Origin of the sequence: Coprococcus sp. AF38-1 (genome assembly GCF_003603945.1) — a bacterium.
Taxonomy (GTDB): domain Bacteria; phylum Bacillota; class Clostridia; order Lachnospirales; family Lachnospiraceae; genus Coprococcus; species Coprococcus aceti.
Genome location: NZ_QVGO01000004.1, coordinates 67,205 through 80,818 on the forward strand (window position 1 = coordinate 67,205; position 13,614 = coordinate 80,818).

General features: G+C 46.8%; 13 protein-coding genes. All 13 read right to left on the bottom strand.

What is annotated here, in order from left to right; genetic code table 11:
- Nucleotides 1-10: 10 nt before the first annotated feature.
- The 13 genes from dnaX to DW025_RS06775 all read right to left on the bottom strand — a co-directional run bounded on the left by dnaX (nucleotide 11) and on the right by DW025_RS06775 (nucleotide 13,449).
- A complete protein-coding gene (gene dnaX, locus DW025_RS06715) occupies nucleotides 11-1,657 on the bottom strand; it encodes a DNA polymerase III subunit gamma/tau (protein ID WP_055222454.1) in 1,647 nt (548 codons plus the stop codon).
- Nucleotides 1,658-1,726: 69 nt separating this feature from the next.
- Nucleotides 1,727-3,133, bottom strand: coding sequence for a DUF6382 domain-containing protein (locus DW025_RS06720; protein ID WP_165854760.1), 1,407 nt, complete (start codon nucleotides 3,131-3,133; stop codon nucleotides 1,727-1,729).
- The gene (locus DW025_RS06725) at nucleotides 3,102-3,548 is read right to left on the bottom strand and encodes a hypothetical protein (protein ID WP_119999281.1); all 447 of its coding nucleotides are present in this window, start codon (nucleotides 3,546-3,548) and stop codon (nucleotides 3,102-3,104) included. Before DW025_RS06725 ends, DW025_RS06720 begins: the two co-directional genes overlap by 32 nt.
- Nucleotides 3,549-3,592: 44 nt before the next feature.
- Nucleotides 3,593-4,465 (bottom strand): TadE/TadG family type IV pilus assembly protein, encoded by an 873-nt coding sequence (locus tag DW025_RS06730; RefSeq protein WP_133302880.1) that lies wholly within the window; start codon nucleotides 4,463-4,465, stop codon nucleotides 3,593-3,595.
- A gap of 64 nt (nucleotides 4,466-4,529) precedes the next feature.
- Complete coding sequence (locus tag DW025_RS06735; protein ID WP_119999285.1) at nucleotides 4,530-5,978, bottom strand: DUF5702 domain-containing protein; 1,449 nt, start codon at nucleotides 5,976-5,978, stop codon at nucleotides 4,530-4,532.
- A gap of 11 nt (nucleotides 5,979-5,989) precedes the next feature.
- The gene (locus DW025_RS06740) at nucleotides 5,990-6,160 is read right to left on the bottom strand and encodes a Flp1 family type IVb pilin (protein WP_015534291.1); all 171 of its coding nucleotides are present in this window, start codon (nucleotides 6,158-6,160) and stop codon (nucleotides 5,990-5,992) included.
- Nucleotides 6,161-6,188: 28 nt separating this feature from the next.
- On the bottom strand, nucleotides 6,189-7,520 hold the full coding sequence (locus DW025_RS06745) for an immunoglobulin-like domain-containing protein (protein ID WP_119999287.1): 1,332 nt from the start codon (nucleotides 7,518-7,520) through the stop codon (nucleotides 6,189-6,191).
- A 13-nt stretch (nucleotides 7,521-7,533) separates the two neighbouring features.
- Entirely contained in the window at nucleotides 7,534-8,286 is a 753-nt protein-coding gene (locus tag DW025_RS06750) for a type II secretion system F family protein (RefSeq protein ID WP_055271948.1), read from the bottom strand.
- The gene (locus tag DW025_RS06755) at nucleotides 8,280-9,536 is read right to left on the bottom strand and encodes a CpaF family protein (RefSeq protein WP_118757975.1); all 1,257 of its coding nucleotides are present in this window, start codon (nucleotides 9,534-9,536) and stop codon (nucleotides 8,280-8,282) included. Before DW025_RS06755 ends, DW025_RS06750 begins: the two co-directional genes overlap by 7 nt.
- The gene (locus DW025_RS06760; RefSeq protein ID WP_330376127.1) at nucleotides 9,533-10,510 is read right to left on the bottom strand and encodes a hypothetical protein; all 978 of its coding nucleotides are present in this window, start codon (nucleotides 10,508-10,510) and stop codon (nucleotides 9,533-9,535) included. Before DW025_RS06760 ends, DW025_RS06755 begins: the two co-directional genes overlap by 4 nt.
- The gene (locus tag DW025_RS06765) at nucleotides 10,482-10,997 is read right to left on the bottom strand and encodes an A24 family peptidase (RefSeq protein WP_022217516.1); all 516 of its coding nucleotides are present in this window, start codon (nucleotides 10,995-10,997) and stop codon (nucleotides 10,482-10,484) included. Before DW025_RS06765 ends, DW025_RS06760 begins: the two co-directional genes overlap by 29 nt.
- A gap of 165 nt (nucleotides 10,998-11,162) precedes the next feature.
- Entirely contained in the window at nucleotides 11,163-11,546 is a 384-nt protein-coding gene (locus DW025_RS06770; RefSeq protein WP_015534295.1) for a hypothetical protein, read from the bottom strand.
- Between the two features lie 157 nt (nucleotides 11,547-11,703).
- Nucleotides 11,704-13,449, bottom strand: a complete 1,746-nt coding sequence (locus DW025_RS06775) for an ATP-binding protein (protein ID WP_015534296.1) — start codon at nucleotides 13,447-13,449, stop codon at nucleotides 11,704-11,706.
- Between the last annotated feature and the right edge of the window lie 165 nt (nucleotides 13,450-13,614).

A 13,614-nucleotide genomic window follows, 5' to 3' on the forward strand; every position in this document is an offset into this window, starting at 1 on the left:
TATGATATCATCATTTCTTATCTATTGGAAAGTTGATCTTGTTTAGGTTCAGTATATTCTCCGTCTCAAGCCTTCCATTATCACTGTGGGAATTCCTTGTACAAAGTATCTCAAATTCAATCTCTCTTCCAAGATATTCCTCGATCACACTCTTCACATGCTCCACATTCTCAGGCTTGTCAAAGTATAACTTCGGCATATCGTCATCCGTCAGCGGGATCATGAGCAGAAGTCTTCTGTGATCATCGGACAGTATGAGCTTCGTCCTTATGGCCGGATCAGCATCATTTCTCTTGAGATATCTTCTCGCAGGAACCGACAGCTTCTCCAGTATATCATTCCAGTTCTCCGCAGCTCTCTGCAGATCCTCGAACTCTGCCTTTGGAAGCTCCATTGCCAGCTTGTCCTGATACTCCTTCATGCCCTTCTGATCTATCACATCGTCAGCCGGGCTTACGGGGGCAGCACTTTGAACCGGCGCAGCCTGTATGCCATTTGCCTCAAGGTCATCAAGCTTCTTCTCAAGCATCCTTACCCTCTCGATCAGACTTGTGGTATCAACCTCCATCTGTGGTCTGCACAGCTTTATGACAGCCATCTCAAGCACTATCCTCTTCTGTGAGGAATACTTGATGCTGGCGGCTGTATCCGAAAACACGTTTATATATCTTACTATGGTGCTCTCCTCCATATGACCGGATATCTCTCTTATGCGTTCCAGATTCTCCTTGGTCATATCCAATCTGTCGCCCTCCGCCGAGGACAGCTTGACAACGAGTATGTTCCTGAGAAACCATGTAAATTCATTTACGAAACGGCCAAGCTCACGTCCCTGCCACACAACTTCGTCAACCACATCTATGGCGTGTTCAACATCAGATTCCAGCACGCACTCCAGAAGTCTTGCAAATGTATCTATGTCCACAGCTCCTATGGTCTCAAGCACATTATCATATGTAAGCTTCTGTCCGAGATTGAATGCAACGCACTGATCCAGAATAGACAAGGCATCTCTCATGGAACCATCACCGGACTTTGCGATATAATCTATCGCCTTCTTATCCGCATCAAGTCCCTCCCTGTTCATAAGCTCCTCCAGTCGATCCGAGATGACATCCACCGGGATACGTCTGAAGTCGTACTTCTGACACCTTGACGATATTGTTATAGGTATCTTGTGGGACTCCGTGGTAGCCAGTATGAATATTACATATGATGGCGGCTCCTCGAGAGTCTTTAACAGAGCGTTGAACGCTCCCGGGGACAACATATGAACCTCATCTATGATGTATACCTTATACTTGCCCTCAGTAGGAGGATATGCTACCTCCTCCCTTATCTGCCTTATATTGTCAACACCATTGTTGGAGGCCGCATCTATCTCAATGACATTAAGCGATGATCCATCCGATATGGCTCTGCAGCTTGCACATTCATTACATGGGCTTCCGTCCACCGGATGCTCGCAGTTACATGCCTTGGCAAATATCTTGGCGATCGAAGTCTTACCTGTTCCTCTCGTACCGCAAAATAAAAAGGCATGACCAAGTCTATCATTCTTAATCTGGTTTCTAAGAGTGGTAACTATATGATCCTGCCCCTTTACCTCGTCAAAAGTATCAGGTCTCCATTTTCTATATAAAGCTACATACGACATCACCAATACCTACCTTTGTATCATAAAACTCACACAGACTATTATATCTGAATTTACATTTTATATCAATCAGATAAGCAATATTTGAATATGGTATTGCCTGGTGCCTATACACAGAACATCTCTGTCCGCAAGCTGCCAGCTCCTGCCCGCCGGAAGCCTGATCCCATTTATGACAGTTCCATTTGTGGAATCAAGATCTTCGACATAGATCTTCTCTGCATCCTCGTATATCCTTATGTGCCTTCTACTGACGCTGATATCCTCTATAACCTGATCCGCCTGTCGTCTGTCCCGCCCCAATACAACTCCCTCCGGCGTCACCGGAAATTCAGTAGCCACAATGCCTCCGTCTTCGATCAGTCTCACAAACAGTCTCTGCTCCTGTGCGGACGCTCTGCCATCGAGATTATGCTGTGTAAGCAGGGTTGTACAGTCATCCTCCGAGCCAAGCACCGTGGTATCGCCAGGTATTTCGTCAGCCAGACTTACATGTTCCAATGCATCAACATTCTGTTTTTTAGGTCTTCTGTTTTCATCTTCCTCCGCATATCGCAGCTCTGAGCACTCCACGCCCTCCTGTCCCCGCCGTTCATCCTCAGCAGCAGACAGCTTCCTCTTCATCTCCACATAGACAAATAACTCCACGGACAGCACGATGAGTGCCAGCATTATAAGTCTCACATCCGCCGCATGCCCCTGTATATAAAATTGAACAGCCGCTATTCCCGTAAATGCCGCCACAGTAAATCCTATGAGTATGAAAAATATCCTATCATATTTGTTTTTCTCCGTTGTCGGTATCGTCAACGCCGCCGCACTGCTTTGATCCGTTCCGAACACCTCATCCATCAAAAGCTCCTGCTCACGGGCCGCATCCAAAGATTCCACATTTCTTTTTCTATTGCCGGAGCAGCATTTTTCCTGCTCACGGGCAGAGGCCTCATCCACATATTTCTGCATCCGCTCCATGTCATAATTTGCCGACACCACCATGTCATATATCTCATACATAAAATCCACAAGCTCAGTGTCCCTGTGATCTACCCTCTTTATGATCTTCTCCACAAGATTCTTTATTCCCATTCTGACATCCGTTCCCTGTCCCGGCACATACACGTATCTGAAACTCTTCTCTGCATCCGAGTAAAATATCTTGTCGGATTCTATCAGAAGATTGTCCGGCTCAAGCATGTATTCTCCCGTCTCCATGACCACACTGCACAACGATCTCATGAGAGCAACAGCCTGCTCCATGGACATTATCCCCCTGTCAGATATATCGTCCAGGCTCTTCATGCCATTTATTTTGCAGTATATGAACATATCTCCGTTGATGGCCCTGAATTCCGGCTGTATTATTCCCTCGACAAAATTATTGTACAGCATGTCCGTCTCATAGGAATTTATGGCTGCTGCACTGACCTCCACCACAAAAAAAGTGTTAATTCCCTCTACCTGGCAATAACTTACCATATTCCTGCCACCTCCTAAGTTCATTTCCTACATCCCTTATCTCCTGTCTGGCCGCAGTCTTTCTGTCACATCTGCCGTCATCTATCAATATCTGTATCCCCGGAAATGACTCTCTGTAAGTTATCTCCGCAACCAGATTCTTCCCATTCATGGCCATTTCCGCATTCACACCATCGGCACATATCACGGTCTCGGATACATTTGTGGACATCGCTTTCTCTGCACTGTCCGTATCCCCCTCACCAATCTCATTGATCCTGTATTCCTCTCGGTTGTACAGTACCAAATATGCCTCCCCCGATGCCGCCGCATGGTTAAACGCTATAAACAACATGTTCATCACCACAAACAAGGCACACACAAGTATCAGTGTTATCAGGCACATCTCCAGAACTATAGATCCATTGTCATCCATATATCTGACTCCTCCTGTCTTTTCTTATCTTTTCTTATCTTCTCCTATCTTTTCCCGCACTCAGAGCACTGAGGAAGTCCCCCGCACTCTGACTTTTTCTTTCTGTATATCGTCCGCTTCAAGCCGGAGCAGCCCAGCGAATAGTGATATTTGTCTCCCTGTTCAGTGACATAGATCACACCATTGCTTTTATATCTTCCACAGATCCTGCACGCCGAAAGCCCGGAATATCTGTCATCCAGAACCTCCCCACTCACGCTTCTCACAGATATCCTGATATGGTAACAGCTCCGCGAGTTGTGGTACACCGAACCATTCTCAGCCACATACACATACTCATCATCATCGTCATCATCCTGCGACCTGTCATATCCCAGGTACGCCCTCTGTCTTATCCTGTCCACGCACCCCACGGTGGATCCTCCGGCAAATGGCAGATTGATTTTCAGCATATATCTGACCTTGAGGCACACAAATCCGTCATCCGACAGCTCTGCATTTATCACCTTAACCCCGGACATTCCGCCGTCGACATATGTGTTCACCGTGCCTTTGTCATCTATGTACTCCCTGATCTTCCTGTTCGCCAGCACGAGCGACACACCATCTGCCATACCTTCAGCATACGGCCCCATGTCCGCGCCCTTTTCGGCTAGCTCATACGCATAGCTGCATTCCGCAAGATACGCAGCCGTCTCATGTAAGCCCTCATATATCACAGTCCGTGTCCGTATACATCCGGCCATGGCAAACACAGTCAGCATGGCAAATATAAACACTGGCAGCACCAGCGATGCCTCCACACTGGCACTACCACGGTCACATCCCAAAGGAGCTGTCTTATATATTCTCCTGCCATACCTGATCCGAACAAAATCTATAGTAATATGCGCTTGGAGAGGCGATTTATCTTTCATATATTTACTTTTCAACATACAACAAGAGAACATATAACACCCCCCTTCAGGATATTTTCATATCTCAATAACTCACACACTGCCTGAAGCTGTACCTGTACAGTCCGTCATCTATCTTCGATACGCCCTCGTGATCTTCTATAAACGATGCAAATTTCCTGTCCTGACTGACCTCAACATCAAATGTCAGAGAATACATCATATTCTTCATCTCAAACGACTCATCCGTCTGTCTGAAATTAAGCTGTATAAGATCCGCCAGCCTGTAATACATGCCTCCTTTATTCTCTATCAGAAGTATTGCCAGATAATCCCTGTAGCTCACAGCATCCACGCCTTCATAGTCCACGGAATCCAGATTCATCAGCTTGTCAAGATTGTTGATGTCCGTCACCCAGTATTCGTCTGTCTTCATAAACTGAACGCTTTTGCCGTCAAGCAGCAGCCTTATATCAACAATTGTCTCAGCATAAGCCCAGCATCCGAGCAGCAGATATTTCGCCGCCCCATAGGTGACCCCCGGCACAAGAGCCAGCACCGCAGCTATGGATGACACCTCGGCCATCTTTGCGCTGTCTGAGAGCAGATATGCCAGATTGAGCGGCAGTCTGTGAAGCACTATCCTGTTCACGACCCCCTGCAGATTGTCATGGTCATTATCCTTTCCGGCGATAATGTATTCCACCTCACACTCAAATGGTCTGTCCTGTTTCCTGTCGGTAAATGTATTGAAATTCGCCAGTGCATACCCGACACCATATATGTCATCCACTATTCCGGTCTGTGATCTCTCTCCATCCGACATGAGCTGCCTCTGGAATTTATCCAGATCGTCAAATTCTATGTCCTCCCACTGTCTCGTATCCTCCGCCTGTCCGTCTGACGGAAAGCCATCCAGATCGTATGCCTGATCTGACACCACCCGCCCGGATGGCGTGACAACATTCAGAAGTCCACCTGTCAGGATGCTTTTCAGCGCTTTTCTAGGATCCGTACCGCTCCAACTGCTCTCATCCTGATTCGACTCATTCTTACCATTTTCCACAGCTCCAGAAGCATCCTCCATGGCCTTATCCCCGGATGTTATCATCTCAAGAATGTCTTCTATTCCCTTCTCCTCCATGTACACCTTCATATGGTCAGTTATCTGCAGCTTCATATTCTCGCAGTCATTCTCCAGAAGTCCCCTGCACTCTGCCAGCGCCACATCTTCAACGCTCATATTGTCGCCCTGACCATTTTCCAGAGTATATTCCAGATAATCCTGCGCCATCTGTTCAAGCTTTCCCTCACCGTGTCCGCCAAATGTGCTGTCGACCGCCAGCAGATGATACTCCTCAAACAACTCCTTGTCGTACGCCGCCTTCACATCACAGGCTGCGCCCTCGGCCGCCATTGCGGCCTTGGCACTGCCCATTCTTATCCGCGCCATCTCAAGCACGGAGAACCCCAGAAGCAGCATGGGGATCAGGATTATACTCAGAAAAACCGTTACATGTCCCTGATTTCTCATACAGCTCCCCCTTAATATATCTTCTTTGCACTCTTGTTGATCGAGTTCCATATGTTGTTCACCAGAGAAGTTATCTGCTGCTTGAATATGACGCACATCGCGATCAAGACCACCATTATAAGGATTATTTCGACCACTCCCATACCTGACTCATCTTCCATAAAATCTTCCCATCTCTTCATACATTTTTCCTCCTTAAAACTTATTATCTTAAAAATTTATTATTGCGGGCAGCATGACTATTACCATGACCACTCCCAGCAGAACCACCATCGGAAGAAGCAGCTTTGTCCCGGCTTCCTCCCCCTTTCTCTTCGCCATCTCCTTTCTGGTCTGCATTGCGTTCTGCTCCTCGCCCGCCATCATGATCAATATATCTCTCGTGCCTTTCTTCACATTCTGTGACAAAAGCGACATGAGCTTTATATACACCGGCAGATTTATCCTGTGCCCCATGTTGTAGTAAGCCTCACTCTCGGATACTCCTGCCTGGATCTCATTTAGCGTATAAATCAGTTCCCTGGTCAGGACACTCCCGCCCTGATCCGTACCGGCACAATCTTCCCTGCCACTCTTCACTATCCTTGCAAATGCACCTCTGACCGTGACTCCTGCTCCAAGATAGAGCGTCAGCTTATCCAAAAGCTCCGGGTACTCCGACATGAGCTCATCGGATCTCTTTTTTTCCATTCCCCGGATCTTCGACCTGTTTCCACCCCATATACAAATGGCTGCGAAACCACCGAGAAACAGTATCATAAGACCACTTCCGCCTCCCGAGGTGGGCCTGACCGCATATCCGTTTATCTGCTCCGGCAGCGCCACCTCGCTCGAATCTCCACTTCCCGCCTGTATCTCCCTGATGCCTTCCCTTATATCCTTCAGAGCCTTTTCCCTGCCTGTCTCTTCCCTTCCGCACACGCGTATCTGATATGTTCTCTCCGCGCTCAGCTCCCTGTATGTAAGAACAGCCGTGATGGACACTATTCTGTCTTCTCCCTCCGCTATATCGCCGATACGTCCATCGGACGACACCAGCTCGTTGTCCTCGCTTATCCACTGCACATCGAGTCCGAGCGCATCCAGGTGATCCACAAGCTCCAGATCATATATCACTTCGTCGGGGGATTCATTTTCCCCAAGATACAGGTCTTCAATCTCACCAAATCCCTGCTCAAACACAGCTTCCATATCGTCAGGATCATATTCCAGCGGCATGACATCCACATCAAAATCAGTCTTTTCTCCATCTATATCAGTCTCCAAAGTGACGGTGGACACATCCCCTCCGTACCCATCTCTGGTGAGCACCACCTGATGAGGCGCAAATGCTTCCTTTGCCACAAGGATCACCGCAAGAATACATGTCACCAAAAGCACCAGCAGGATCTTCGCAATAATGTCTGTGTACATCTCCGCACATTTATCCCTCGCCGCGGCATCCGTACATATGTATACCCTCTTTATCTTCGTGAGCATCTTGTCATTGTCCATATGCGGTTCTATCCAGCCGTATATTTTTCCCGCAGCCCTTTTCAGCATATCCATCATCCTTTCACATATGTATATCTGTGATCTTTCTGCCCCATATCACCGTCGCCGCCGTGATCACCAGACACGCACTCATGGCAGCTATCCCCAGAGCATTGCCATACAGCGCATCCATATATCCAGGATTACACACCCTCAGATACAGAATGATGACAAATGGCATGGCGGACATGATATTCTGCTCCAGCCGTTTTGACGTTATCATCGTGTCTATCTCTTCCTCCACTTCCAGACGCCTGTCAATATTTTCAACCATCTTCTTCATCATCCTGATGAGATTTCCCCCGGAGCCCTTTGCAACTGCGACCACATGAGCAAATTCCTTCACATCCTGAAGTCCTGACCTGTCCGCCATATCCCTCAAAAGACTTTCAACATCAGAGCTCATCTCAAGGCCGTTTATTATGAGCAGCATTTCCTGTCTGATATAAGATTTCCCCTGATACATTCCGTCCAACTCGTGACAAGCTGGAACAAACGCTTTTTCCAATGAATATCCCGCCGCCATATTTGCGGACAGGGACAGTAGCATTTCCTTAAATTCATTATTAAGTTTATTCTTTCTCTGCCGGCATTTACCATCGGCAATTTTCCTGAGAAATACCAGAATCCCCGGCGTGAACACCAGGCACGGTATAAGACTGTCAAAGAAGAGCACCGACACCATCACCGCTATGACTGAATACACAGCGATACCGGTTACGATTTCCCTGACACTTAGTTTATAAGAATCATAATCTATACCCTGTCTCAGCACACATCCCTCCTTGAATCACTGCTCTCATTAACGCTTATAAGTCCAGCCGCCACGAGCTTTGATGTGTTGTGAAGATCATTTATCTTTCTAAGCATTCCTTCCACTCGCCCCCTGTCCTTTCCCATATTGCTCTCATGAAATTCATACAATTTATTCATGACAAATTCACCTCCTTCCAGTCCTGTGACCTCGCTTATCTCTATACATCTTCGGGATCTGTCCCTCAGTCTTCCAAGCTGGACAACTATGTCCACCGCCGACGCTATCTGCTGCCTTATCGCCAGAACAGGCATATCCGCACCCATCAGAACCATGGTCTCAAGCCTCGTCAGCATGTCCCGGGCAGAGTTTGCATGTCCTGTTGACAGGCTTCCATCGTGTCCTGTGTTCATGGCAGTAAGCATATCTATCGCCGCCGCATCCCTGACCTCACCCACTATTATCCGTGAAGGTCTCATTCTGAGGCTCGTCTTGATAAGATTCCTTATGCTCACCGCATTTTCGCCCTCGACATTTGCACTTCTCGCCTCAAGGCTCACCAGATTGTCGATGCCCGCAAGCTGAAGCTCCGCCGAATCCTCTATCGTGACAATTCTCTCATCCGCCGGTATATACCCTGACAGGGCATTCAGAAATGTCGTCTTGCCCGCGCCGGTTCCTCCCGAGATGATTATGTTGTAGCCCGCCACGACCAGATTCTTCAGGAAATCAGCAACCTCCATGGTGACTGATCCGATCTCCACCAGCTTGTCCATGGTCATCTTGTCCTTCGGAAACTTTCTTATGGTCATCACGCTGCCGCTCAGGCTCACCGGCGGCAGCACCACATTCACTCTCGAACCATCCTTAAGCCTTGCATCCACTATCGGCGACGCCTCATTTACTATCCTGTTGCACTCCGCTACGATGCTCTGGATTATGGTCTTGAGCCGATCCTCGCTCTCAAATGCCTTGTCATATCTGTACATCCTTCCTGCCCGCTCGACAAATATATTGCTGTAGCCATTTATCATTATCTCAGTCACCGCTTCATCGTCGAGAAGCTCTGACAATATATCAAGCCTCCTCAGACTGTTGAACAGTTCCTTCTTCAGCGCAAGCTTATCCCTCACGCTCAGCACATTCCCGGACTCAGATTCGAGAATACACCTGTCGATCATATCGCTGACCTGCTCATCTCCTATGTCACCCGACATATCTATACTCTGCATGACCTTGCTTCGTATCAACTGTCTGTCATCCTGTTTCATCTTCTGCTTCCTATTTCACTTTCTATAAATCTCAGCATCTCCGCACTTCCCGGAACCGCCAGCGGCACGTTCAACCTGTGCAGCCTCCGAGCAATCTTACCGAGCTCCCTTCTCTCCAGAACCCTCTCGAACATCCCAAGCTTGTCCTGGGACAATTCATCCTTAAGCTCCGGAACCATTATCTCGTCAAATGCCCCAAGTATCGCCAGATCCTTGAGAACCGCCTGTCCCATATCAAACACAACCGTTGTATATCTGCCCCATCTGCGGAACTCGTCTATGAGCCACACCATATCCTCCGTGTCCAGCTCCAGTGCATCTATGTACGATCCCAGATATCCAAGCACGCTGTATTCCTCAAGCTCCACGATATTTTGCTCCATATATCCGGTCAGATCCGGTGACCTCTGTTTCACCAGATATATCACATTCGCCAGAACGTCCTCATGGTCGTGAAATGCACTGTACTCCTCCATGCCCACATACAGGCCGCCCCGCACCTCATCATTCATGCACAGGCTGACCGCAAGGTTTGTCTTACCACACCTCCCTATGGGTGATATAACTGCATACGACCTGAACAGCTTTCTTCTGCGGTCCGTATCGTCTATATTCATATATCTGAGGATCTCTGAAGAAATGTTCCGTACCCTGGAATATTTGAATATCCTGTTATGGCTGATCTCTTCTGATCCATCGACTCTATCCCTCGTCATAAATATCATCCGGCAGGCCACCGGCACTTTGCTCTCATCCAGAGGAATATTCTCATCCATCAGCAGAACATCCAGAGTCTTAGTCTCAAGATACCCATACAGTTCTCCCTCCGATGAAAATGCAAGCGCAAACAGCGGATTGTCCCTGTCCGAATTGATATGGTTCATAAGACTTATCATGTAAGCCCTGTCACCATCCAGTATTCCAATCTTGTACTGCTGAATTTTGTCACCTCCACTCTGTAGTGCACACGTAATACATGACTCCGCCCATTATGGCAGCAGAGAAATGTACCCTGGACTTCATCAGATTCCTATAAAATTGTTTTGTTGAAATTTCTTTACGATTCGTAACTGACATTAAAACTTCTTTTAAAAGAAAAAATAAAGATATAACTCCTCCGGCCAAAAAGGAGTAAACAATCACCCGGATCACATCGGTTCCTACAAATGTGCCAGCCGTCGCCAGCAGCTTGATATCACCTGCCCCCAAGGCTTTTTTATGAAATAATACAAACAAGATCACCACAGGAATAACACAGCCTGCCACACTGCTCAGAAGTCCATCACACGGTCCTCTGACAACTGCCGACATCAGGAATCCCTGTATCATGCCAACTGCGATAAGCCTGTTCGGAATCCTCCAGTCTCTGAAGTCCGATACCACCGCCATGCTCACAGTTGCGATCAATGGTATTACATAATATATGATCTCTGTCCTCCCTTCTCTCTGAGTTGTAAGCACACCTTACACCCTCTCTCAGCCTTTGTAAAGGGGGGATTTCATAAAGAAAATTTTATAAATTGCGGCTATATACAGGCTGTATATTGCCCAATTTCAATATACAAAAAGCCCGTCCTGTTACGAACGGGCTTCTGATTTTACAGCATGTATATATAATTTTTTTTACTAAAATTGTCCATTTCCCATGTTCTGATTGTTATTTGGGTTCTGGTTATAGTTCTGGTTAGGACTCTGATTAGGATTCATATCAGCCTGCTTCCTTGCCGCCATGGCATTATCAATGTTCTGTATCTCGCTCCTGCTTATGGCTATACTGTCCTGAAGAACCTTTACATTGTTGAAATACTGGAGCAGCTCCTGAGGTGGATTCTCCTTGTTCTGCTCGTAGAAATACTTGCCGATCTCAACCATGTTCCTGTCGATCATCTGCACCTCATTTGATATCTTGTTGTTGAGCTTTGCCTTCTGTGCTGCGTCCTTCGTCTCATCCACCGCATTATTTGCAAACTTCTTGGTCTTGTTGAACACATCCTGGAAAAAATCTGACATATCATATACCTCCATGTAATATAGATCTTTCTTTATCTGCCTTAATATATCCATGTAAAACTAAAAAAACCGGGAATATGGGTGTTGATTCCATAATCCCCGATTTTTTATTTGACTTTGTTTCTCACTATTTCATGTATACTTATGACCTTTCACATCAGTCGTCTATGTACTTATTCAGTGTATCAACCACATCATTGAGATTATAAGGCTTTGCGATATAATCATCAAGCTGGTTCTCAAGAATCCTCTCCTTGTCACCGAACATGGCTCTCGCCGTAACCGCAATGATCGGAAGTCTCTTTCTCTTCTCCTTGCGCTCTATCTCCCTGATCTCCTGTGTAGCTGCTATACCGTCCATAACTGGCATCTGTACGTCAAACAGTGCCGCATCATATATCTTGGTCTTGAACAGTTCAACAGCCTTCTGGCCATTCTCAGCTATATCGTATGAGAATCCTGCCATACCGAGAAGCTTACCGATAACCTGCTGGTTGACCGGCTCATCCTCTGCAACAAGTATCCTTGCCTTGCTGTGTGCATTGATGGAGAATACCGCCGGCTCCTCCTTCTCTTTGAGGAACTCATCTGCTGCATCTGCCGCTTTGATAACCTTGAGTGGTATCTCGACGATGAATGTTGAACCTATATCTTCCTTACTCTGAACTGTTATGTTACCACCCATCAGCTCAACGATCTGCTTGGTGATGACAAGTCCCAGACCTGAACCACCGTACTTTCTTGTATCTGATGCATCTACCTGGCTGAATCTTATGAACAGCTTGCTCATGTTAGCCTCTGAGATACCTATACCGGTATCTGCAACTGCCATTCTGATCTTAATCTTGTTGTCCCCGTCATCCATGGATGCTATCTTGACTCTTACGCTTCCCTCGGATGTAAACTTGATAGCATTTGAAAGCAGACAGTTGAGAACCTGCTGGATTCTCTGTCCATCACCGCGGACAAGCTTTGGAATATTGCTTCCAAATGAACAGTCGAGCTGCAGTCCCTTGTTGGTTGCGATCGGAACCTGTGCAGCAACTGTGTCCTCGATGGCAGTCCTGATGTCAAATGTCTCTTCCTTGATCTTGTACTTACCAGCCTCAAGCTTGCTTATATCAAGAATATCATTGATAAGTCTGAGCAGTGTGTCTGCACAGTTCTTAGCTGTGATAAGGTTATCTCTGTAATCAGCCTGAAGATCCTCAGCCATAAGTGTGAGCTGGAGCATACCGAGAATACCGTTGATAGGTGTTCTTATCTCGTGGCTCATGTTTGCAAGGAACTCGGCCTGTGTCTTGTATGCTGCATTCGCATCCACGATGGCCTTGCTGAGCTTCTCCTCAGTCTCCTTCTGCTTGGTCACATCTATGACTACCATGTTGATGTAATCAGCCTCTGACTTATACATAACTGTGTTGAACACCTTCTGAAGTGACTCCATGGTGATCTCAACATCCATCAGATCTCCCTCTTTGGTGCCGGAGTTGTTATAAGCTGTGAACCATGCATTGATATCCTGAAGTACCTCTATCTTACTCTCCTTCAGTATCTTGTCCTTGTAGTCAGACACATCGAGCTTGAAATACTCCCCAAATATCTCATTGGCGTCTACTATCTCGTAGTTTGTTCCGTTGACAGGATCATTAACGATCCTCGCCTGTGCAAATCCTATAGGAAGGTTCATGAAAAGCTTCTTATACTTATCAGACTTTCCTGCTGATCCCATGTTGCCATCTCCGAATACCAGTAATACCAGAACAGCAACGACCGCTGCCAGGACGCCACATATAATAGCTCCCACACCGATACCGGCGACTCCCAGCACTCCCGCCAGCAAAGCCAGAACAGCCATGGCCAGTGCAAGCGGCTTAATCCCAATTTCCTTAATTTTGTCCATTAATGCACCTCTGTTTCTATAAATATTGCGTTTGCCACATAGACACTCCTATGCATATCCACATGGATACATTATATTATAAATAATTATTAAGGTCAACGCTCATATAGTTTTTTATGCTGAATAATGTACAAATTTTCTCTGTTATTTTGTACATATTGGACT

Bases quoted from the DNA above. Each gene is read 5' to 3' on its own strand.
- DW025_RS06770 (WP_015534295.1), bottom strand. From the start codon at position 11,546: ATGTCAGATTTTTTCCAGGATGTGTTCAACAAGACCAAGAAGTTTGCA.
- DW025_RS06775 (WP_015534296.1), bottom strand. From the start codon at position 13,449: ATGGACAAAATTAAGGAAATTGGGATTAAGCCGCTTGCACTGGCCATG.
- DW025_RS06745 (WP_119999287.1), bottom strand. From the start codon at position 7,520: ATGCTGAAAAGGGCTGCGGGAAAAATATACGGCTGGATAGAACCGCAT.
- DW025_RS06755 (WP_118757975.1), bottom strand. From the start codon at position 9,536: ATGAAACAGGATGACAGACAGTTGATACGAAGCAAGGTCATGCAGAGT.
- DW025_RS06735 (WP_119999285.1), bottom strand. From the start codon at position 5,978: ATGAGAAATCAGGGACATGTAACGGTTTTTCTGAGTATAATCCTGATC.
- DW025_RS06725 (WP_119999281.1), bottom strand. From the start codon at position 3,548: ATGGATGACAATGGATCTATAGTTCTGGAGATGTGCCTGATAACACTG.
- dnaX (WP_055222454.1), bottom strand. From the start codon at position 1,657: ATGTCGTATGTAGCTTTATATAGAAAATGGAGACCTGATACTTTTGAC.
- DW025_RS06730 (WP_133302880.1), bottom strand. From the start codon at position 4,465: ATGAAAGATAAATCGCCTCTCCAAGCGCATATTACTATAGATTTTGTT.
- DW025_RS06740 (WP_015534291.1), bottom strand. From the start codon at position 6,160: ATGAAGAGATGGGAAGATTTTATGGAAGATGAGTCAGGTATGGGAGTG.
- DW025_RS06720 (WP_165854760.1), bottom strand. From the start codon at position 3,133: ATGGTAAGTTATTGCCAGGTAGAGGGAATTAACACTTTTTTTGTGGTG.